Origin of the sequence: Pseudomonas sp. S12(2018) (genome assembly GCF_024355235.1) — a bacterium.
Taxonomy (GTDB): domain Bacteria; phylum Pseudomonadota; class Gammaproteobacteria; order Pseudomonadales; family Pseudomonadaceae; genus Aquipseudomonas; species Aquipseudomonas palmensis.
Window position 1 is genome coordinate 579,631 of sequence record NZ_QLAD01000003.1, and the last position, 19,850, is coordinate 599,480.

The 19,850-nt window shown below is 66.6% G+C and carries 17 protein-coding genes and 1 pseudogene; 10 read left to right on the forward strand and 8 right to left on the reverse strand.

Going from position 1 to position 19,850, the window contains the following annotated elements:
- Positions 1 to 13: 13 nt before the first annotated feature.
- From DN388_RS09785 to DN388_RS09805, 5 genes are all read right to left on the reverse strand, one after another.
- On the reverse strand, positions 14 to 844 hold the full coding sequence (locus tag DN388_RS09785) for an AraC family transcriptional regulator (RefSeq protein WP_054916071.1): 831 nt from the start codon (positions 842 to 844) through the stop codon (positions 14 to 16).
- Positions 841 to 1,164 carry an AzlD domain-containing protein gene (locus DN388_RS09790; RefSeq protein ID WP_043860190.1) on the reverse strand — a complete coding sequence of 108 codons (324 nt, stop codon included), beginning with the start codon at positions 1,162 to 1,164 and terminating at the stop codon, positions 841 to 843. Before DN388_RS09790 ends, DN388_RS09785 begins: the two co-directional genes overlap by 4 nt.
- Positions 1,161 to 1,859 (reverse strand): AzlC family ABC transporter permease, encoded by a 699-nt coding sequence (locus DN388_RS09795; RefSeq protein WP_043860191.1) that lies wholly within the window; start codon positions 1,857 to 1,859, stop codon positions 1,161 to 1,163. Before DN388_RS09795 ends, DN388_RS09790 begins: the two co-directional genes overlap by 4 nt.
- A gap of 83 nt (positions 1,860 to 1,942) precedes the next feature.
- Positions 1,943 to 2,629, reverse strand: coding sequence for a hypothetical protein (locus DN388_RS09800; protein ID WP_043860192.1), 687 nt, complete (start codon positions 2,627 to 2,629; stop codon positions 1,943 to 1,945).
- A gap of 36 nt (positions 2,630 to 2,665) precedes the next feature.
- The gene (locus tag DN388_RS09805; RefSeq protein ID WP_078480214.1) at positions 2,666 to 3,619 is read right to left on the reverse strand and encodes a LysR family transcriptional regulator; all 954 of its coding nucleotides are present in this window, start codon (positions 3,617 to 3,619) and stop codon (positions 2,666 to 2,668) included.
- A 117-nt stretch (positions 3,620 to 3,736) separates the two neighbouring features.
- On the opposite strand from DN388_RS09805, the gene DN388_RS09810 reads away from it, so the two are divergent.
- The 3 genes from DN388_RS09810 to DN388_RS09820 all read left to right on the forward strand — a co-directional run bounded on the left by DN388_RS09810 (position 3,737) and on the right by DN388_RS09820 (position 8,161).
- Entirely contained in the window at positions 3,737 to 4,951 is a 1,215-nt protein-coding gene (locus DN388_RS09810; RefSeq protein WP_116054556.1) for an MFS transporter, read from the forward strand.
- 54 nt (positions 4,952 to 5,005) lie between these two features.
- Positions 5,006 to 7,366, forward strand: coding sequence for a DNA polymerase II (locus tag DN388_RS09815; RefSeq protein WP_254999276.1), 2,361 nt, complete (start codon positions 5,006 to 5,008; stop codon positions 7,364 to 7,366).
- 243 nt (positions 7,367 to 7,609) lie between these two features.
- Positions 7,610 to 8,161: a DUF4174 domain-containing protein gene (locus tag DN388_RS09820; protein ID WP_100633825.1), complete on the forward strand. Its 552-nt coding sequence runs from the start codon at positions 7,610 to 7,612 to the stop codon at positions 8,159 to 8,161.
- Positions 8,162 to 8,240: 79 nt separating this feature from the next.
- On the opposite strand, the gene DN388_RS09825 is transcribed toward DN388_RS09820, so the two are convergent.
- A complete protein-coding gene (locus DN388_RS09825) occupies positions 8,241 to 8,687 on the reverse strand; it encodes a GNAT family N-acetyltransferase (protein WP_043860196.1) in 447 nt (148 codons plus the stop codon).
- 132 nt (positions 8,688 to 8,819) lie between these two features.
- Here DN388_RS09825 and DN388_RS09830 point away from each other — a divergent pair, with 132 nt between their 5' ends.
- The 4 genes from DN388_RS09830 to DN388_RS09845 all read left to right on the forward strand — a co-directional run bounded on the left by DN388_RS09830 (position 8,820) and on the right by DN388_RS09845 (position 15,281).
- Complete coding sequence (locus tag DN388_RS09830) at positions 8,820 to 9,326, forward strand: sigma-70 family RNA polymerase sigma factor (RefSeq protein ID WP_043860201.1); 507 nt, start codon at positions 8,820 to 8,822, stop codon at positions 9,324 to 9,326.
- Positions 9,323 to 10,294 (forward strand): FecR family protein, encoded by a 972-nt coding sequence (locus DN388_RS09835; protein WP_254999281.1) that lies wholly within the window; start codon positions 9,323 to 9,325, stop codon positions 10,292 to 10,294. Before DN388_RS09830 ends, DN388_RS09835 begins: the two co-directional genes overlap by 4 nt.
- An 84-nt stretch (positions 10,295 to 10,378) precedes the next feature.
- Positions 10,379 to 12,817, forward strand: coding sequence for a TonB-dependent siderophore receptor (locus DN388_RS09840; RefSeq protein WP_254999282.1), 2,439 nt, complete (start codon positions 10,379 to 10,381; stop codon positions 12,815 to 12,817).
- Positions 12,818 to 13,058: 241 nt separating this feature from the next.
- Entirely contained in the window at positions 13,059 to 15,281 is a 2,223-nt protein-coding gene (locus tag DN388_RS09845) for a TonB-dependent receptor (protein ID WP_254999291.1), read from the forward strand.
- A 108-nt stretch (positions 15,282 to 15,389) separates the two neighbouring features.
- Here DN388_RS09845 and DN388_RS09850 read toward each other — a convergent pair whose 3' ends face one another.
- Positions 15,390 to 16,271: a LysR family transcriptional regulator gene (locus DN388_RS09850; protein ID WP_254999293.1), complete on the reverse strand. Its 882-nt coding sequence runs from the start codon at positions 16,269 to 16,271 to the stop codon at positions 15,390 to 15,392.
- 120 nt (positions 16,272 to 16,391) lie between these two features.
- On the opposite strand from DN388_RS09850, the gene DN388_RS09855 reads away from it, so the two are divergent.
- Complete coding sequence (locus tag DN388_RS09855) at positions 16,392 to 17,000, forward strand: LysE family translocator (protein WP_254999295.1); 609 nt, start codon at positions 16,392 to 16,394, stop codon at positions 16,998 to 17,000.
- Here the strand turns inward: DN388_RS09855 and DN388_RS09860 are convergent.
- A complete protein-coding gene (locus DN388_RS09860) occupies positions 16,997 to 17,167 on the reverse strand; it encodes a DUF6026 family protein (protein ID WP_221181553.1) in 171 nt (56 codons plus the stop codon). The genes DN388_RS09855 and DN388_RS09860 overlap by 4 nt on opposite strands.
- Positions 17,168 to 17,358: 191 nt before the next feature.
- Between DN388_RS09860 and gnd the strand changes: the two are divergent.
- A pseudogene (gene gnd, locus DN388_RS09865) lies at positions 17,359 to 18,345 on the forward strand (phosphogluconate dehydrogenase (NAD(+)-dependent, decarboxylating)); the annotation flags it as partial.
- Positions 18,342 to 19,841, forward strand: a complete 1,500-nt coding sequence (gene zwf, locus DN388_RS09870; RefSeq protein ID WP_054915455.1) for a glucose-6-phosphate dehydrogenase — start codon at positions 18,342 to 18,344, stop codon at positions 19,839 to 19,841. The pseudogene gnd and the gene zwf, both read left to right, overlap by 4 nt.
- Positions 19,842 to 19,850: the final 9 nt, after the last annotated feature.

Genomic DNA, 19,850 nt, shown 5'->3' on the forward strand with positions numbered 1-19,850 from the left:
GCAGCCCGGCACCTTACACCGAACACGCCCGCCGATACTCCCCCGGCGTCACGCCGTACGCCTGCTTGAATTGCCGGTTCAGATGACTCTGGTCCGAATACCCCAGCGCAAACGCAACGTTGAACGGCAGGCAATCAGCCTTGAGCAATTCCCGCGCACGGCTCAGCCGGCGCTGCTTGAGCCAGGCATGCGGCGGCAGGCCGGTAGCCTGGCGAAACACCCGGGCAAAATGAAACGGCGACAACCCCACCGCTACCGCCAACTCCTCCAGCGACGGCGGGTAGGCCAGCCGGCTTTCCATCAGCTCCTTGGCCCTGGCCACCGACTGCGGCTCCTGCCCCGGTGCCCGCGCCTCGCGCGCCCCGGCATGACGCTGCACCAGCAGCAACACCGCCTCGCGCCACGCGGTCTGCTGCTCCAGCGCACTGGCGCCATGCTCGGCCAGGCTATGCAAGCCACTGAAGGCACGCGCCAGCTGCGGGTCGTGCAGCACGCTGGCCTTGAAGATGGGCAGGCCGCCGCGCTTGAGCTCCAGCTCGTCCAGCACCGAGGTGATGCGCTCCTGCTCGGGGTAGTAGCCACGGTAGCGCCAGCCATGGGCATGCGCCTTGGCACCGGTGTGCAGCTCGTCCGGGTTGATCAGCACCATGCTGCCCTCGGGCGCCAGGTGCTCGCTGCCACGGTGCCAGAAGCGCTGTGCACCGGACTCGATGATGGTGATCACGTAGCCTTCGTGCACATGCGGGGCGAAGCGCTGCTGCACGTAGCGCGCATGCAGCATCTCGATGTCGCCCAGCGCCTGGGCCTGCCACAGGCGGGTCTGTTCACGCAGCACGGTTTTCATGGGGCGCCGTTCAACCACCAGCGCAGCACGAAGAACAACCCCATGCTCAGCAACATGCTCAGCAGCACGCTGCGGGTCCACAGCACCAGCACGACGGCCACGATCGCCCCTAGCAGGTAGGGGTTGGCCAGGCTCAGGTCGAGCTGGTGGTCAGGCATGAACACGATCGGCCCGCAGATGGCGGTGAGCATGCCCGGCACGGCAAACCCCAGGAACTGCCGCGCATTGGAACTCAGGCGCAACGGCAGGCGGGGTTCGAGAAAGGCGTAGCGGTTGAGAAACACCAGCAGGCCCATGGCAACGATCAGCAGCATGATCATGTGCGTGCTCCGGTCAGTTTCTGGCAGATGAAGCCTGCGCTCATGCCCAGCAGCCCGGCCAGCACCAGCGCGGTTTCCCAGTGCCAGTAGCTGAACAGCACCGAGCTGAACAGGGCCACGGCCACGCACACCACCGTGGCCAGGTTGCGTACCAGCGGCGCGATCAGCGCCACGAAGGTGGCGACGATAGAGAAGTCCAGGCCCAGCTGGTCCAGGTGCGGGATGTTGCGCCCCAGCACGATGCCGGCCAGGGTGAACAGGTTCCAGGCAATGTAGAAGGTCAGGCCCACGCCCAGCGCGTACCAGCGGTTGAACTGCTGGCGGTCGTACTGGCTGGTGAGGGCGAAGAATTCGTCGGTCAGCAGAAAGCCCAGGCCCAGCCGCCAGCGCAGCGGCAGGTCGGCGATCACCGGGCGCATCGACAGGCCGTACAGCAGGTGCTGGGAGGTCAGCAGCAGGGTGGTGAGCAGGATCGAGAACAGGTTGGCGCCGCCCTTGAGCATGCCGATGGCCACCAGTTGCGCGGCGCCGGCGAACACGATGGCCGACAGGCCCTGGCCTTCGAGCGGGGTGAGGTTGGCCTCGATGGCCATGGAACCGGCCAGCAGCCCCCAGGGGGCCACCGCCAGCGACAGCGGCAGGCAGGCGATCGAGCCTTGGATGTAGGCAGTGCGGGCAACGGCAGAACGGGACATGACAACACACGCTTGGGGTCGGTTGCACAGGATGCCAGAGCCGTGGGCGCTTGCCTTGTACGATCTTGCGGTGCCCGCGTACTTCAGCGCTGGCTGGTGAGGCGTCGCTGCGCCGGCAGGCAGCCGTTGATGTCGACGGCCTTCTGGTAGTAGGTCAGGCGCTGGCCCGGGTCGATGGTGCCCAGCAGGCGGTAGACCTCGGCCTGGAAGTCACGCTGGCGCCCCCACTGCATGTTCAGCCCCTGGGGCTGCTGGCGATTGCATTCCAGGCGCACCGCCGGCTGCGGGTAATAGGGGGCGTACAGGGTGTTGTTCAGCGGTATGCGTTCCAGCGCCTGGCGGTAGTCGGCGCTGTCGCTGAAGGCCGGGCACCAGGTGGTGATGCCCAGGGCGGCCGGGGCGAAGCCCTGGCGAATGCTGGCTTCGAGCAGCGGGCAGGCGGACCTGGCGATGTCGTTCTGCGGCAGGTAGGTGATGTAGAACAGCGCCAGGCGGTACTGCGCCACCGGGTGGTCGAGTTCGGCCGCCTTGCGCAGCAGCGCCACCGCCGGTTCCAGGATGCGCCCCAGCGCCTCGACCTCGCCGATCAGCTCCTGGTCGCCGGGCTCGGGGGTCAGTGGCAGGGCACGGCTGCGTGCATCGGCCTGCTCCAGAAACGGCAGGGCCTGGCGGTACAGCAGGTCGGCGTGGGGGTCGATGCGCACCTCATCGGCCAGGGCCAGGGCGGGCAGCAGACAGAGCAGGCTGATGTAGCGACAGGCAGAAAACACGTTAACGTTCCATCCGCGAAAAAAGGGCAGCGCTGTTCATGTCGGTATCCGGCTATCCATGGTTGGGTGGGGCTCCTGGGTCGGCATTCTAGCGGTTGGCGGCACCGGGGCAAACAGCCGTTGCTCCATGAAGTCGATGAATACCCGCAGCTTGGGCGACATCTGTCGCCCCGATGGCCACAACAGGTACAGACAACCGCCGTGGTCCAGGTGTTCATCCAGTACCGTCACCAATTCGCCGCGTTCCAGTTGCTGGGTGATGGTGAAGTCCGGCAGGCAGGCGATACCGTGGCCGCGCATGGCAAAGCAGATGCGTGTTTCCAGGTGGTTGCACACCATCGACACCGGCACCTCGTGGTCGGCGCCGTTGTCGGCGCGGCGCAGTGGCCAGCGCTGGAGTTTGCCGGTGGTCAGGAAGCGGTAGTGCAGCCCGGCGTGACGGGCCAGCTCGCGGGGATGGCGCGGTGTGCCGTGCTCGGCGAAGTAGGCCGGCGAGCCCACCAGCACATGCCGGAAGTCGCCCAGGCGGCGGGCATTGAGACGCGAATCGGAGGGTTCGCCGGCCCGCAGTACCACGTCGAAACCTTCGCCGACGATATCCACCATGCGGTCGCTGAAGTCCAGGTCCAGTTCGATCTGCGGGTACTGCCCGATGAAGTCGCTGAGCAGCGGCACGATCATGCTGCTGACCTGGGGCAGGCTCACCCGCAGCTTGCCGCGCGGGGCCTGGCTGGCCTGGGACAGCTCGGCTTCGGTGGCTTCGATTTCGGCCAGGATGCGCCGGCTGCGCTCCAGAAACAGCGCGCCCTCGGCAGTGAGGGTGATGCTGCGGGTGCTGCGGTGGAACAGGCGTACCGCCAGCCGGCTCTCCAGCCGCGCCACGCGCTTGCCCACCGCCGAGGCGCTGACCCCCAGGGCCTTGCCGGCGGCCACGAAACTGCGGGTTTCGGCCACTTTCACAAACACCACGAAGCCGCTGAGGCTGTCCATGGTCGTTCTCCGATTGCGGACAGGTGTGTCCGGATTGTGCGGAATTCTACCCGTCTTTTTCCGCAGTGGCGGGAAGGATTACCGTGCAGTCACTTTTTTATTTCAGGAGTTTGCACCATGTCCCAGAGCAGTTGTCCGGCCCAGGCCGCAGCAGGGGTGGAGGCCGAACCGGCGTTCCCGTTGTCCGGCCTGCTGGCGTTGTCGATGGCCGGCTTCATCGCGATTCTCACCGAGACCCTGCCGGCCGGCCTGCTGGGGCACATCGCCAGCGGCCTGCAGGTCAGCGAGGCGATGGCCGGGCAACTGGTCACGGCCTATGCGCTGGGCTCGCTGCTGGCGGCGATCCCGCTGGTGACCCTGACCCAGGGCTGGCGCCGACGCAGGGTGCTTATGCTGGCGGTGCTCGGCTTCGGCGTGTTCAACACGGTGACGGCGGTGTCCGAGCACTACAGCCTGACCCTGGCGGCGCGCTTCATGTGCGGGGTGGCGGCCGGCCTGGCGTGGGGCGTGATCGCCGGGTACGCACGGCGCATGGTCAGCGTGAGCCAGCAGGGCCGGGCGATGGCGGTGGCCATGATCGGCGCGCCCCTGGCGCTGTCGCTGGGGGTGCCGGCGGGCACCTGGCTGGGCGACCTGCTGGGCTGGCGCAGCACCTTCGTGCTGGTGTCGCTGGCGACCCTGGTGCTGATGGGCTGGGTGCTGCTCAGCGTGCCGGACTTCGACGGCCTGCCGGCCGGCAGGCGTGCCGCCATCGGTCAGGTGCTGGCCACCCCCGGGGTGAGCGCGGTGCTGGCGGTGATCTTCACCTGGGTGCTGGCGCACAACGTGCTGTACACCTACATCGTGCCGTTTCTGCAGGCCGGCGGCATGGCCGGCAGCACCGGCCCGGTACTGCTGCTGTTCGGCTGCGCCGCGCTGGTGGGGATTGGCGTGGTGGGCGTGCTGATCGACCGCCACCTTCGCCGGCTGGTGCTGGGCAGCCTGGTCGGTTTCGGCGTGGCGTCGGTGCTGCTGGGCCTGGCTACCGGTGCGCCGCTGCTGGTGTACTTCAGTGTGGCGCTGTGGGGCCTGAGCTTCGGCGGCGCCGGCACCCTGCTGCAGACCGCCAGTGCCGATGCGGCGGGCGAGGGCGCGGACGTGGCGCAGTCGATGATCGTCACCGTGTGGAACCTGGCCATCGCCGTGGCCGGGCTGGTGGGCGGCGTGCTGCTGAGCCACTGGGGCGTGCAGAGTTTCCCGTGGCTGCTGCTGGCGCTGGTGGGGCTGGCGTTGACCCTGACCCTGCGTTCGCACCGGCACGGTTTTCCGCTGGGGCGGCGCAATGCCGGGTAAGCCCGGCACTATCAGGTAGAATCGGCGCATTGACAGGGGTACGAGGTTGCAGCGGTGGAGGTTCAACAGGGCTTTGTCCTGACCCGGCACTGGCGGGATACGCCAGAGGGCACATGCGTGGAGTTCTGGCTGGCGACCGACCAGGGCCCGCGCCAGTTGCGCCTGCCCGTGCAGACGTCGGTGGCGTTCGTCGCCGCCACCCAGCGTGCCCATGTCGAGGCGGTGCTGCGCACCGAACGCGACGTCGAGCTGCGCGAGCTGGCGCTGTGCGACTTCCGCCACCGACCGGTGCTGGGCCTGTACTGCCGCCAGCATCGCCAGCTGATGCAGCTGGAAAAACGCCTGCGCGCCGCGGGCGTCGACCTGCTGGAAGCCGACATCCGCCCGCCCGAGCGCTACCTGATGGAGCGCTTCATCACTGCCCCGGTGACGTTCAGCGGCCGCCCCGATGCCGACGGCCTGCTGCTCGACGCCCAGCTCAAGCCGGCCCCGGACTACCGGCCGAACCTGCGCCTGGTGTCGCTGGACATCGAGACCACCGAGCGCGGCGAGCTGTATTCGATTGCCCTGGAAGGTTGTGGCCAGCGCCAGGTGTACATGCTCGGCCCGGCCAACGGCGACGCCAGTGGCGTGGACTTCGACCTGGAGTACTGCGCCAGCCGTGCCCAGCTGCTGGAGCGCCTGAACGACTGGATGGCCCGGCACGACCCCGACGCGATCATCGGCTGGAACCTGGTGCAGTTCGACCTGCGCGTGCTGCACGCCCATGCCCAGCAGTTGCAGGTGCCGCTGCTCCTGGGGCGCGGCGGCGAGGTGATGGAATGGCGCGAGCACGGCAGCCGCACGCACTTTTTTGCCGCCGCTGCAGGGCGCCTGATCATCGACGGCATCGAGGCGCTGCGGTCGGCGACCTGGAGCTTCCCCTCGTTCAGCCTGGAGAACGTCGCCCAGACCCTGCTCGGCGAAGGCAAGGCCATCGATACGCCGTACCAGCGCATGGACGAAATCAACCGCATGTTCGCCGAGGACAAGCCGGCCCTGGCGCGCTACAACCTCAAGGACTGCGAGCTGGTCACGCGCATCTTCGCCAGGACCGAGCTGCTGACCTTTCTGCTCGAACGCGCCACGGTCACCGGCCTGCCGGCCGACCGCAGCGGCGGTTCGGTGGCGGCGTTCTGTCACCTGTACATACCGCTGATGCACCGCCAGGGCTTCGTCGCCCCAAGCCTGGGCGGGCGCCCGGACGAGGCCAGCCCCGGCGGCTTCGTGATGGATTCGCGCCCCGGCCTGTACGAGTCGGTGCTGGTGCTGGACTACAAGAGCCTGTACCCGTCGATCATCCGCACCTTCCTGATCGACCCCATCGGCCTGGTCGAGGGCCTGCGCGAGCCGGATGACGAACACTCGGTGCCGGGTTTTCGCGGCGCACGCTTCTCGCGCACCCGGCATTGCCTGCCGGCCATCGTCGAGCGCGTGTGGCAGGGCCGCGAGCAGGCCAAGCGCGAACACAATGCGCCGCTGTCGCAGGCGCTGAAGATCATCATGAACGCCTTCTACGGGGTGCTTGGTTCCAGTGGCTGCCGCTTTTTCGACCCGCGCCTGGCGTCGTCGATCACAATGCGCGGGCACGCGATCATGCGCCGTACCCGCGAGCTGATCGAGGCCCAGGGCTACACGGTGATCTACGGCGATACCGACTCGACCTTCGTGTGGCTCAAGCGGGCCCATGACGAGGCGCAGGCCGGGGAGATCGGGCGTGCCCTGGTGCAGCAGGTCAACCAGTGGTGGCGCGAGCACCTGCGCGATGAGTACGGCCTGGACAATGCGCTGGAGCTGCAGTACGAAACCCACTACAAGCGCTTTCTGATGCCCACCATCCGCGGTGCCGAGGAGGGCAGCAAGAAGCGCTATGCGGGCCTGGTGCACCGCGAGGGCGGGCCCGACGAGATGGTCTACAAGGGCCTGGAGGCCGTGCGTACCGACTGGTCGCCGCTGGCCCAGCACTTTCAGCAGGAGCTGTACCAGCGCATTTTCGAGCGCAGGCCGCACCAGGCCTATGTGAAGGACTACGTGCAGCGCACCCTGGCCGGGGAGCTGGACGATCAGCTGGTCTACCGCAAGCGCCTGCGCCGGCCCCTGGACGACTACCAGCGCAACGTGCCGCCGCATGTGCGGGCGGCGCGCATGGCCGACGAGTTCAACGACAGCCAGGGGCGGCCACGCCAGTACCAGAATGGCGGGTGGATCAGCTACGTGATGACCCTGGCCGGGCCCGAGCCTTTGGAAAACCGGCGCAACGGCATCGACTACGAGCATTACCTGACCCGGCAACTGCAGCCGGTGGCCGATGCGATACTGCCGTTTGTGGGGGATGACTTCAGCACCCTGATCGATCGGCAGATGGGGTTGTTCTGATGGGGCTGTTGCGCCCCTGCACACCACCATTGAGCGAACCTGCAGGAGCCGGCCTGGCCGGCGAAGGGGCCAGTAGCCCGACACATCCCTGACCTTCAGCTATCCTCTGCACATGCACAGCTACCCTTGAAACCGAAAGTTACTTTTGTAAACGTCCACACACGCGGGCAGTCGTTTAGGCTCGCTCGGATCTTTCGCTTTGATCTGTAGTCTTTGGTGCATGGAAACAAGAAGGAGATGCACATGCTTGTTCGGTCACTGACCTTCGCCACCCTGCTGGCAGTCGCCAGCCCGCTGCTCGCCGACGACGCGCCCCTGGCCGTTGACCTGGGCAAGTCCAGACCCCTGATCGTGATTGCCCCCAGCACCGCCGACCCGACCTTGCGCACCCTGAACGAGGCCCTCAAGGACCCGGCGACCAAGAGCAAGTTCGAGGAGCGCAACCTGGTGCTCTACAGCGTGGCGGGCATGGTCGGCAAGCGTGACGACAAGAACCTCGAGCAGCAGACCACCATGGCGCTGATTCGCGAACTCAGCCTGGGCGCGCGCAAGGGCACCCAGGTGGTGCTGGTGGGCAAGGACGGCGAGAAGCACATCATCGAGCATGACGGCACGGTGGAGCCGGAGCAGATCTTCGCCGCGGTCGACCAGTTGCCGGCCAGCGAAAAGGCCATTGTGGCGCCGACGGTCGCAGCGCCCGCCGCCGAGCCTGCGCCAGAGGGCAAGCCGGGCAAGCCTGCCAAACCGGCCAAGCCCGCCAAGCCGGCTGCGCCGCCCAAGCCGCTGGAAGACTGAGACACCCCTTCGCCGGCAAGGCCGGCGCCTACAGGTTCAGCGCTACGCCTGTAGACGTCGGCCTTGCCGGCCAGGCACTTCAGTCGCCCAGCCGCTTCTCCATGAACACCCGCCGAAACCCCGCCTGCTCGGCCCTGTGGGTTTCGCGATAACCCAGCCGCTCATACAGCCCCAGGTTTTCGCTCATCGCTTCATTGGTGTACAGCCGCACCACCTCCAGCCCCAACTGCCGGGCCCGCGCTTCGGCATGCGCCATCAGTTGTCGCCCCAGCCCGCGGCCCTGAGCGGCCGGGCTTACCGCGACATTGTCGAGCAACAGGCCATCGGCCTGGGCGATCAGTACCAGCACACCGAGCACCTGACCCTGCTCTTCGAACACCTCGACCCGACCCTGGGCGATCAGCGCGGCGTAATCCTCAAGCATCGGCCCCGGCCTGGCACCGATGCGTGGAATGTACAGCGCATAGGCAGCCTCGATCAGTGCCTGTACAGGTGCAACGTCGTGGGCGGTGGCGGGGCGGATCATCGGCAGGCTCCTGGTGGGTGGCAGCAAGCGCCTACCTTAAATCAAGGCGTTGTCGCAGGGCAGCATTGCTTTCACGGCAAAACATCAACATGATAATGAGACAAATTACCATTCGTGTCGGATTTGCCCAGCGTGCCCACGCCTTCAGACCCCAACGCCCTGTTCACCGCGCTCTACAGCGACAACTACCGCTGGCTGCGCGGCTGGCTGTATCGCCAGTTGCACTGCCCGCAGGATGCCGCCGACCTGACCCAGGACACGTTCGTGCGCGCTCTGGGCTCGCAGCAATTGCCACAGCTGGAGCAGCCCCGGGCCTTCCTGGCCACCGTGGCGCGCCATCTGCTGCGTAACCTGTGGCGCCGCCGCAGCCTGGAGCGCGCTTACCTGGAGCAGCTGGCTTTGCTGCCCGACAGCTTCAGCCCCTCTGAAGAAGACCTGGCCCTGGTGCGCGAGGCCATCGAGAGCATCGACCGTCTGCTGGCGGGCCTGCCGCTGCGGGTGCGCCAGGCGTTCGTGCTGCATCGTCTGGAAGGCCTGTCGCAGCCGGCAATAGCCGAGCAACTGGGCGTGTCGCTGGCGACGGTGGAGCGCGACCTGCGCCGCGCCTTTGTGCATTGCCTGAGCGTGGTGGGCCCATGAGCGTGCCCAAGGTGGATTCGGCCACCCAGGCGGCGGTCGACTGGTTGCTGCGGCTGGAGTCGGTACCGCCTGGCGATGCGCGGCATCAGGCCTTCGAAGCCTGGCTGTCGGCCAGCCCGGCCAACCGCCACGCCTGGCAGCGGGTCAATGCACTGCTCAGCCAGCCGCTGGCCAGCCTCGAAGAAGCCGAGGCGCGCAGCCCCGGCCAGCTCCAGGCCGCCAGTCGCAGCTTGCTGGCGGCGCCCGTGCACGGCCGGCGCAAGGTGCTGGGTGGCGGCCTGGCGATGCTGCTGGGGCTGGGTGCAGGCGGCATCGCCAACCGTCTGACACCGCTCGAAGGCCTGTTTGCCGATCTGCACAGTGCCACGGGTGAGCGCAAGCGCGTGACCCTGGCCGATGGCAGCGAACTGTTGCTCAACGCGCGTAGCGCCGTGGACATTCGCTTCGACGCTGCGCAGCGCCGTGTGCTGATACGTGAAGGTGAGGTGCTGGTAAGGGTGGCGGCCGATGCCGCGAGGCCCTTCGTGATTGCCACGGCGCACGGCGAGGCGCGTGCCTTGGGTACGCAGTTCCTGGTGCGCCAGAGCCGTGACCACAGCCTGGTGGCAGTGCAGCAGCACAGCGTGCGACTGACCACCCGTGGGGGCGCCAGCAGCGTTGTCGAACAGGGCCAGGCGGCGCGTTTCGATGCGCAGGGTATCCACCCCGAAGCAGTGTCGCTGCGCAGCCGCGCCGACTGGCAGAGCGGGCAACTGGTGGTACACGACGAGCCCTTGGGCGAGGTGGTCGAAGTGCTGCGCCGCTATCGTCCGGGGCTGCTGCGCACAAGCCCGCAGGCGGCGCAGGTGCGGGTGTTCGGGGTGTTCAGCCTGGATGACAGCGATGCCACCCTGCACGCATTGGCCGAGACCTTGCCGATTCGCCTGGAGCAGTACGGCGGCTGGCTGACCCGAATAGAGGCGCGCTGATTTTTTTGCACCCGGTGTGAGGGGGTTGGCGTTTTCGTCGGTCTTGCTCGTTGAATGCCAACCTACAACGAGCACCTTGCCACCATGTCACACATGACTTTCCGCCCAGGGCTGCTGGCCCTGGCCATCGCCCTTGGCCCGCTGTCGACGATGCCTGCGCAGGCCGACAACGCCATCGCGGCCAGCAGTGTCGTGCACCGTTTCGACCTGCCGGCCGGGCCGCTGGGCGAGACGCTCAGCCGTATCTCTCGCGAAGGCGGGCACACCCTGTCGGTAAGCCCGGCGCTGCTGGAGGGCAAGCGTGCCGCTGCGGTACGCGGTAATTTCACTGCCGAACAGGCCGCGCGCCAGGCGCTGACCGGCACTGGCCTGGGGCTGGGCAGCACCCGCGGCGGCACCTGGAGCCTGTACCCGTTGAGCGATGGCGCCGCGCTCAACCTGGCGCCCACCGCCATCGATGGCCGCAGCCTGGAAGACGCGCGCGGCCCGGTGGAAGGTTACGTGGCCACCCGCAGCGCCACGGCCACCAAGACCGACACGCCGATCCTCGAAATCCCCCAGGCAGTCAACGTGGTCACCGCCGCCCAAGTGCAGACCCAGGGCGCTCGCAACCTGACCCAGGCGTTGCGCTATACGCCGGGGCTGAGTACCAACGGCTACACCGACCGCAACACCATCGCCGACGAGATCGGCAGCCGCGGCTTTGCGCCGACCCTGCTGTACCTGGATGGCGCCTACCTGCCGTATGCCGGCAGCCTGGGCGGCGCGCCGCAGATCGACCCCTACCTGCTTGAACGCATCGAAGTGCTCAAGGGCCCGGCTTCGGTGCTGTACGGCCAGAACCAGCCGGGCGGCATGATCAACCTGGTGTCCAAGCGCCCGGGCAACGAGGACCATCATCAGGTCAAGCTCAGCTATGGCAGCTATGACCGGGTCAAGGGTGCCTTCGACGTGGGCGGTGCGCTGGACGCCGACAAGACCCTGAGCTATCGCCTGGTGGGCCTGGCCAAGAGCGGCAACGAGCAGGTCGAGCATGCCGACGAGTCGCGCACGCTGATCGCGCCGAGCCTGACCTGGGCGCCAAACGAGCAGACCGAGTTCACCGCCTACGCGCAGATCCAGCGCGACAAGGGCGCGGCGGACTATCAGGCGCTGCCGGTCATCGGCACGCTGTATCGCAACAGCCGCGGCCAGCATATCGACCGCGACGTGTTCCTGGGCGACAGCGACTGGAACGCCTACACCCGCGACCAGCAGGTGTTCGGCTACGACCTGTCGCACGTGTTCAACGACAACCTGAAGTTTCGTCAGAGTGCACGCTACATCGACGTCAACGATCGCTACCGCGGCTTCTACCTGAACCGCTTCGTCACCGATGCCAACGGCGTGGTCGACGATACCCGCGCCACCCGCACCAAGCTGGACTGGCGCCAGCACAACACCACCTACAGCATCGATAACAACCTGGAGGGCACGTTCAGCACCGGGGCGCTGGAGCACACCCTGCTGGGCGGCGTGGACTACCGCAAGTTCACCCGTCGCTACCAGGGCTACAACCTCTACAACGCCGAGATCATCGACCTGTACAACCCCACCAACTACCACACCGACGGCGTGCCGACCCTGACCACCAAGTGGGACAACACGGTGAAGCAGACCGGCCTGTACGTGCAGGACCAGATCCGCTTCGACCGCTTCATCCTGACCCTGGGCGGGCGCCAGGACTGGGCCGAGGTCGAGAACCGCGACCTGCTGGCGCAAAGCCCGGCACAGCGCAAGGTGCCGCAGAAGGACAAGAAGTTCACCAAGCGAGTGGGCCTGACCTACGTCACCGAGTTCGGCCTGGCGCCCTATGTGAGCTATGCCGAATCGTTCATGCCGTCGGTGGGCAAGAGCTCACCGGCGCGTGGTGCCAGTTCGTTCAAGCCGATCGAGGGCGAGCAGTATGAAGTGGGGGTCAAGTACCAGCCGCAGGACAACACCCTGATCACGGCGTCGGTGTACCAGATCAAGCAGAAGAACGTGCTGACCACCGACCGCGACGACCCGATGTACCAGACCCAGGATGGCGAGATCCGCTCGCGCGGTATCGAACTGGAGGCCAAGAGCAGCATGGGGCAGGTGGACCTGCTGCTGGCGCTGTCGTACCTGGATTCGTTCCGCACCAAGAGCGCCGACGGCGACGAGGGCAACCGCAACGCGGCGCAGGCACCGTGGTCGGCCAGCAGCTGGGTGGCCTGGCATTTCGACGACAGCCTGGCCGGGCTGACAGTAGGGGCAGGGGCCAGGTACACCGGCAAGAACTACGGGGACTCGGCGAACACCTTCAAGACACCGTCGTTCGTGGTGTATGACGCAACGATCAACTACGACCTGGCGCAGCTGGGGTTGAAGGGCCTGCAGGCGAGCCTGAACGTGCAGAATCTGTTCGACCGGGAGTATGTGTCGACGTGCGTGTATGCGTTTGGCTGCTATTACGGTCAGGAGCGTACGGCGGCGCTTGAGTTGACCTACGACTGGTAAAAGCTTCGCGGGTCAAGCCCGCTCTTGCAGGGTGGCGGTGATCACTTTGGGAGCGGGCTTGGCCCTCGATGGGCTGCGCAAGCAGCCCTGATGCCCAGCACACAACCCGCTGCTGCCACACTGTTGCCTGGTCAGCAGTCGCTGTTCGAATAATCCATAAAATTCATAGAATTCAACTACATAAAGCATTGGCACGCTGCTTGCGATAGTCCGCTTACCCTGACTCATCGGAACCCCCGCCATGCCTGCCCCTACCGCCTATCTACCCCTTGCGCTGGCCATTGCCGCCACGTTGCACGGCACCGCCGCCCTGGCCGCCGCACCGCCCGCCGACGCCTTGCCCACCGTCACCGTGACCGCGCAGAAGCGCGAAGAATCGGTACAGGACGTACCCTCGGCGATCTCGGTGGTCAGTGACCGCCAGATCGACCGCAGCGGCGGCGGCTTCAGTGCCGGCAAGGCCCTGCAGAACGTGCCCAACGCCATCGCCCCCGAGTTCGCCGGGCACCAGCGCCCGCGCTGGTACATCCGCGGCATGGGCTCGGGCGACATGGCCTCGACCACCGTGTACCCGGTGGGCATCTATACCGATGACGTGTACATCGACCCGCACGTGGCCACCGGCTTCCCGCTCTACGACATGGAGCGCGTCGAGGTGCTGCGCGGCCCGCAAGGCACGCTGTGGGGCAAGAACACCACCGGTGGCGCGATCAACTTCGTGTCGCGCAAGCCAAGCTTCGAAGACGGCGCCAACGGCTACTTCAAGCTCGACCTGGGCAACTACAATTCGCGCCTGTACGAAGGTGCCTACGGCGATACCCTGGTCAAGGACCGCCTGGCCGCGCGGGTGGCGTTCATCGACCAGAGCAGCGACGGCCAGCTCAAGAACGAGGTCGATGGCCATACCGCCGGCGACATCCACGACCAGGCCCTGCGCCTGCAACTGCTGGCCCAGGTCAACGACGACCTGCAGGCCACCCTGCAGCTGCACGCCCGTGACTACAAGGGGCAAGGTATCGTGGCCCGCGCCTGGGGTGCCGGGCCGGGCGGCAGCACGCTGTTCGGGCCTGCGCCCAAGCCTGCCTCCGACAAGGTCGCCTTCACCGGCAAGGCCGATGACCGCATCGAGCACAACGGCCTGCAACTGGCGCTCAAGTGGGACCTGGGCGAGCTGCAGCTGGACTCGATCACCGCCTTCGACGACGTGCACGAAAAGGCCCAGAGCCCGAACATGAGCATCTACGAGTTCGGCCGTGGCTATAACGACGACCGCTGGAAGCAGGTGTCGCAGGAGCTGCGCCTGTCGTCGGCGAAGAACCAGCCGGTGAGCTGGATCGTCGGCACCCACCTGTTCCACGAACAGCTCGACAGCCTCAACAGCAACGCGCTGTTCCCCGAAGCCTACAACCAGGCCTTCGGCGTGGCCGACTTCGGGCGTACCGACATCGGCCAGAAGACCGACAGCTTCGCGCTGTTCGGCAGCAGCACCTGGCAGGCCACCGACGACCTGAGCTTCACCGCCGGCCTGCGCTGGACCCGCGAAACAAAGGACATCGACCTGCGCCGGGTGGCCGCGCCGGATGCTGCCAGTGTCGACTTCAGCAACCGCAACGACTGGTGGAAGCATTACAGCGGGCCGCTGGCGACCACGGTGGTGCAGGACGAGAAACGCACCTGGAACAAGCTGACCTACGACTTCACCTCCGAATACCAGCTCAACGACAACGCGCGGGTGTACTTTCGTTATGCCAAGGGCTTTCGTTCCGGCGGCTTCAGCGGCGGGGCGCAGGTGCAGGCCGAAGCCTCGGTGGTGGCGCCGGAGAACGTCGACGCCTACGAACTGGGGGTCAAGAGCGAGTGGTTCGACGAGCGCCTGATCGCCAATGCCAACGTGTTCTACTACGACTATTCGGACATCCAGGTGAACGCGGTGTCGGTGCGCAACGGGCAGGTGGTGTCGTTGCTGACCAACAGCGGCCAGGGCGTGATACGCGGTGCCGAGTTCGAGTTGCAGGCGCTGCCCTTGGCCAACCTGGAACTGCATGGCTCGCTGGGGCTGCTGCATACCGAGTTGCAGGACTTCGAATCGGGGGGTGTGGACTACTCGGGCAACCGCATTGCACGTTCGCCGTCGCGCACGCTGGCGGTGGGGGGCAGTTATCGCATTGCGCTGGAGAACGGCGACGACATCACCCTGGGCACCGACTGGCGCTACCAGAGCCGGATCTTCTTTCTGCCCACCGCGCAGGCCGACCACAGCGTGTCGCAGGGTGGCTACACACTGGGCAATGCCAGCGCCACGTACCATGTGGGCGGGCAATATGACCTGGACTTCACCGCCTACGTGAACAACCTCACCGACAAGCAGTACAAGACCGACAGCGTGCCGCTGCCGTTCGATGTGGCGTGGGATGCGCGGGGGGATCGCAGGACGTTCGGGGTGAGTGCCACGACGCGGTTCTGAGGTCGCTCTTGCGGGCCTTATCGCGGGTCAAGCCCGCTCCCACAGGTACAGCGCCGTTCTCGAAACCAGCGCCGTACCTGTGGGAGCGGGCTTGACCCGCGAAGTTTTTCAGGCCGGCAACTGCCCCAGCAGGTACACCCGTAGCCCCTCGATGCTCTCGCGCCACGCACTGCCCACCGGCCACACCAGGTAGTAGGCATCTCCCGTTGCCACCGCCTGTTCGAACGGCAACGCCAGCCGCCCGGCGCGTACATCGTCGCTCACCAGCGCCAGGTCGCCGATCGACACGCCATGCCCGGCCATGGCCGCCGCAATCCCTTGCTCCAGCGTATCGAACAGCGTGCCGCGCTGCAGGTCGACCTGCTCGAGCAGGCCCGCCCCGCGCAGCCAGCGCTGCCAGTCCCGCCGGTCATTGGACGGGTGCAGCAACGCCACCCCGGCCAGCCGCTGCGCATCCCACACGCCATCCCCCAGCAACCCCGGCGCACAGATCGGGATCAATCGCTCATCGAACAGCCTGCACACCTCGACCTGCCCACCGAACTGCCCATTGCCCAGCAGCACCGCGCAGTCGTAGGGCTCGCTGGCAAAATCCACGCTGTCGACGTCCATCCACACGCTTGCCAGCTGCACGGTGTCGGCCTGGGCGTAACGCTGGATGCAGCCCAGCAGCCAGCGCATGGTCAGGGTGGAGGGCGCCTTCAGGCGCAGGTGGCGCGAAGCGCTGCGAAACGGCTGGCAGGCCTGTTCGATCAGGGCAAAGCCCGCCCCCAGTTGCTCGGCCAGACGCCGCCCGGCATCGGTGAGGCGCAGGCGCGGGCCGTGGCGCTCGAACAGGCGGCAACCGAACTGGGCCTCCAGGGTGCGGATATGGCGGCTGATGGCGCTCTGGGTCAGCGCCAGCTCTTCCCCGGCGCGGGTGAACGAACAGGTGCGCGCCGCCACTTCAAAGGCGCGCAGTGCATACAACGGGGGCAGACGTTCAACCATGCCAGGGGCAGTCCATGATGAGTATTTGTCGTAGTAGGGCAGAGCATTTTGCGTTTTTCAAGGGCCATGCAGCTGCGCACACTCTGCACCTGACCTGTATTGACGACAAAGGAGCCTCTTTTGAACACCACGCTGCTGTTGGCCTACTTGGGCACTGTACTCATTCTGATCGTCACCCCTGGGCCGGTAGTGGCGCTGGTGGTCGGCACCAGCGGGCGTTCGGGCACCGGGGCGGCCATACGCACGGCGCTGGGGGCCAATGCCGCCTCCCTGGTGCTGGTGGCCGCCGCTGCGCTGATCCTGGCCGGCAGCCTGGCACTCAGCCCGGTGGTTCTCAATGCGGTGGCGCTGGTGGGGTGCGTGTTCATGGCCTGGCTGGGGCTGGGGGCGCTGCGTGCGCCAGCCGTGGAGGATGCGCCGCCGCCCAGGGCAAGTGGCTGGTGGCACGGCTTTGCGGTGGGTATCGCCAACCCCAAGGACATTCTGTTCTTCGTGGCGTTCTTCCCGCAGTTCATCCACGTCACGGCCTCGTTCGGCACCAGCATCGGGGTGCTGGCGGCGTTGTGGCTGGTGGTCGACCTGGGGGTGCTGGCGCTGTACATCGCGCTGATGCGCGGCGCCCTGGCGCAGCGGCACCGGGCGCTGGTGGCCCGGCTGTCGGGGCTGGTGCTGTTGCTGGTGGCGGTGGCCGGCGCTGTGTATTCGGCGCGGGCGCTGCTGGCCGCCTAGAGAGTGACCACGGCCTTGTCGCTGCCCTGGGCCTGTTGCAACAGCAGGCTCAGCTGCGCCACCTGACGCTGCAACTGGTCGCGTTCTTCCTTGAGGCGGCGCAGTTCGTCGCGGCGCACGCTCACGTAAAGGGTCTGGGGTGGGCTCGCTGACATCAAGGTTCCCATTGCACACCTCGCAATTGGTTTGGTACATGGTTTGAGCGTAGACGCTCGATCGGCCGCGATTCTGAATTCTTTTTCCTGTCATGGGAACTTTTTTGTTTATCGCTGTCGTGCCGTTGGTCGATGAAACCAACCCGGGCCTGCCTGGACTAACCTTGAAGGCCTGAGCAGGCTTTCTACACTTTACGGAGCATCGGCACATGCAACTGGGAATCGTGGGGCTGGGCCGCATGGGCGGCAATATTGCAAGGCGCCTGATGCGCGAGGGGCACCACACCGTGGTGCATGACCGCAACGCGCCCGCCATCGATACGCTGGTGGCCGAGGGCGCCACAGGCGCCGCCGACCTGGCCGCACTGGTGCAGCAACTGGACGCGCCGCGCGCGGTCTGGGTGATGCTGCCGGCGGGCGAGGCCACCGAGCAGACCATCGCGCAACTGGCCGACCTGCTGGAAGCGGACGATGTGATCATCGACGGCGGCAATACCTTCTACAAGGACGACATCCGCCGCGCCCAGCACCTGGCCGAGCGCCAGTTGCACTACGTGGACGTCGGCACCTCCGGTGGCGTGTGGGGCCTTGAGCGCGGCTACTGCATGATGATCGGCGGCGAGCAGGCGATTTTCGAACGCCTCGAGCCGCTGTTCGCCACCCTGGCACCGGGTGAGGGCGACATTCCACGTACCCGTGGTCGAACCGGCCCCAGCGAGCGCGCCGAAAAGGGCTATATCCATGCCGGGCCACCCGGCGCCGGGCATTTCGTCAAGATGATCCACAACGGCATCGAGTACGGCCTGATGCAGGCCTATGCCGAGGGCTTCGACATTCTCAAGACCAAGGCCAGCGAGAGCCTGCCGGCCGACCAGCGCTTCGACCTCAACCTGCCCGAAATCGCCGAGGTGTGGCGCCGCGGCAGCGTGGTCACCTCGTGGCTGCTGGACCTGACCGCCGATGCACTGGTGGCCGACCCGCAGCTGGGCAGCTACAGCGGCTCGGTGTCCGACAGCGGCGAAGGGCGCTGGACCATCGATGCGGCGGTGGAGCAGGCGGTGCCGGTACCGGTGTTGTCCAGCGCACTGTTCGCGCGCTTTCGTTCACGCCAGCAGCAGGGCACCTACGGTGACAAGCTGCTGTCGGCGATGCGCTTCGGTTTTGGTGGCCATGTCGAGAAGCCCGAATGAGTGAACATGACGTCGAAGCGGCACCAGCCTGTACCCTGTTCCTGTTTGGCGCCAATGGCGACCTGGTCAAACGCCTGCTGATGCCGGCGCTGTACAACCTGCACCGCGACGGCCTGCTGGACAAAGGCATGCGCATCGTCGGGGTCGACCACAACCCGGCCACCGACGGCGAATTCGCCGAGCGCCTGGAAACCTTCATGCGTGAACGCGACCAGGGCGAGGGCGCCACCCGGTGCCTGGACGACAAGCTGTGGAAGCGCCTGGCCAAGGGCATCGGCTACCTCACCGGCGACTTCATGGAGCCCTCCACCTACCAGGCCATCGCCGAGCGCATCGACAAGGGGCGCACCGGCAACGCGATCTTCTACCTGGCCACCTCGCCGCGTTTTTTCAGCGGCGTGGTGCAGCAACTGGGGGCGGCCGGGCTGCTGGACGAGGCCAACGGCTTTCGTCGGGTGGTGGTGGAGAAGCCCTTCGGTTCGGACCTGGCCAGCGCCGAGGCGCTGAACGCCTGCCTGCTCAAGGTGATGAGCGAAAAGCAGATCTACCGCATCGACCACTACCTGGGCAAGGAGACGGTACAGAACATCCTGGTCAGCCGTTTTTCCAACGGCCTGTTCGAGGCGTTCTGGAACAACCACTACATCGATCACGTGCAGATCACCGCTGCCGAAACGGTGGGCGTGGAAACCCGTGGCGCCTTCTACGACACCACCGGGGCACTGCGCGACATGGTGCCCAACCACCTGTTCCAGCTGCTGGCGATGGTGGCGATGGAGCCGCCCGCCGCCTTTGGCGCGGACGCGGTGCGCAGTGAAAAGGCCAAGGTGATCGGTGCGATTCGCCCGTGGTCCAAGGCCATGGCCCTGAAGAACTCGGTGCGCGGGCAGTACACCGCCGGCAAGCAGGGGCGCAAGAAGCTGGCCGGTTACCGCGAAGAGCCACGGGTCGATCCCGACAGCCAGACCGAAACCTACGTGGCGCTCAAGGTGATGATCGACAACTGGCGCTGGGTGGGCGTGCCGTTCTACCTGCGCACCGGCAAGCGCATGAGCGTGCGTGACACCGAGATCGCCATCTGCTTCAAGCCGGCGCCCTATGCGCAGTTTCGCGACAGCGACGCCGAGCGGCCCAAGCCCAACTACCTGAAGATCCAGATCCAGCCCAACGAAGGCATGTGGTTCGACCTGCAGGCCAAGCGCCCGGGGCCGACCCTGGCCATGGAGAACGTCGAGCTGGGTTTTGCCTACAAGGACTTCTTCAAGATGCAGCCCTCCACGGGCTACGAGACCCTGATCTACGACTGCCTGACGGGCGACCAGACGCTGTTCCAGCGTGCCGACAACATCGAGAACGGCTGGCGTGCGGTGCAGCCGTTCCTGGACGCCTGGGCGCAGGGCGGCGAGGTGCAGCCGTATGCGGCCGGGGAAGACGGGCCGCAGGCGGCCGACGAACTGCTGGCCCGCGATCGGCGGGTCTGGCACAGCATTGGTTGACGGGAGGTT

What these genes read in the sequence shown, in the direction of transcription:
- DN388_RS09785 (WP_054916071.1), bottom strand. Translation starts at nt 844, where the DNA reads ATGAAAACCGTGCTGCGTGAACAGACCCGCCTGTGGCAGGCCCAGGCG.
- DN388_RS09790 (WP_043860190.1), bottom strand. Translation starts at nt 1,164, where the DNA reads ATGATCATGCTGCTGATCGTTGCCATGGGCCTGCTGGTGTTTCTCAAC.
- DN388_RS09795 (WP_043860191.1), bottom strand. Translation starts at nt 1,859, where the DNA reads ATGTCCCGTTCTGCCGTTGCCCGCACTGCCTACATCCAAGGCTCGATC.
- DN388_RS09805 (WP_078480214.1), bottom strand. Translation starts at nt 3,619, where the DNA reads ATGGACAGCCTCAGCGGCTTCGTGGTGTTTGTGAAAGTGGCCGAAACC.
- DN388_RS09810 (WP_116054556.1), top strand. Translation starts at nt 3,737, where the DNA reads ATGTCCCAGAGCAGTTGTCCGGCCCAGGCCGCAGCAGGGGTGGAGGCC.
- DN388_RS09820 (WP_100633825.1), top strand. Translation starts at nt 7,610, where the DNA reads ATGCTTGTTCGGTCACTGACCTTCGCCACCCTGCTGGCAGTCGCCAGC.
- DN388_RS09825 (WP_043860196.1), bottom strand. Translation starts at nt 8,687, where the DNA reads ATGATCCGCCCCGCCACCGCCCACGACGTTGCACCTGTACAGGCACTG.
- DN388_RS09835 (WP_254999281.1), top strand. Translation starts at nt 9,323, where the DNA reads ATGAGCGTGCCCAAGGTGGATTCGGCCACCCAGGCGGCGGTCGACTGG.
- DN388_RS09840 (WP_254999282.1), top strand. Translation starts at nt 10,379, where the DNA reads ATGTCACACATGACTTTCCGCCCAGGGCTGCTGGCCCTGGCCATCGCC.
- DN388_RS09845 (WP_254999291.1), top strand. Translation starts at nt 13,059, where the DNA reads ATGCCTGCCCCTACCGCCTATCTACCCCTTGCGCTGGCCATTGCCGCC.
- DN388_RS09850 (WP_254999293.1), bottom strand. Translation starts at nt 16,271, where the DNA reads ATGGTTGAACGTCTGCCCCCGTTGTATGCACTGCGCGCCTTTGAAGTG.
- DN388_RS09860 (WP_221181553.1), bottom strand. Translation starts at nt 17,167, where the DNA reads ATGGGAACCTTGATGTCAGCGAGCCCACCCCAGACCCTTTACGTGAGC.
- zwf (WP_054915455.1), top strand. Translation starts at nt 18,342, where the DNA reads ATGAGTGAACATGACGTCGAAGCGGCACCAGCCTGTACCCTGTTCCTG.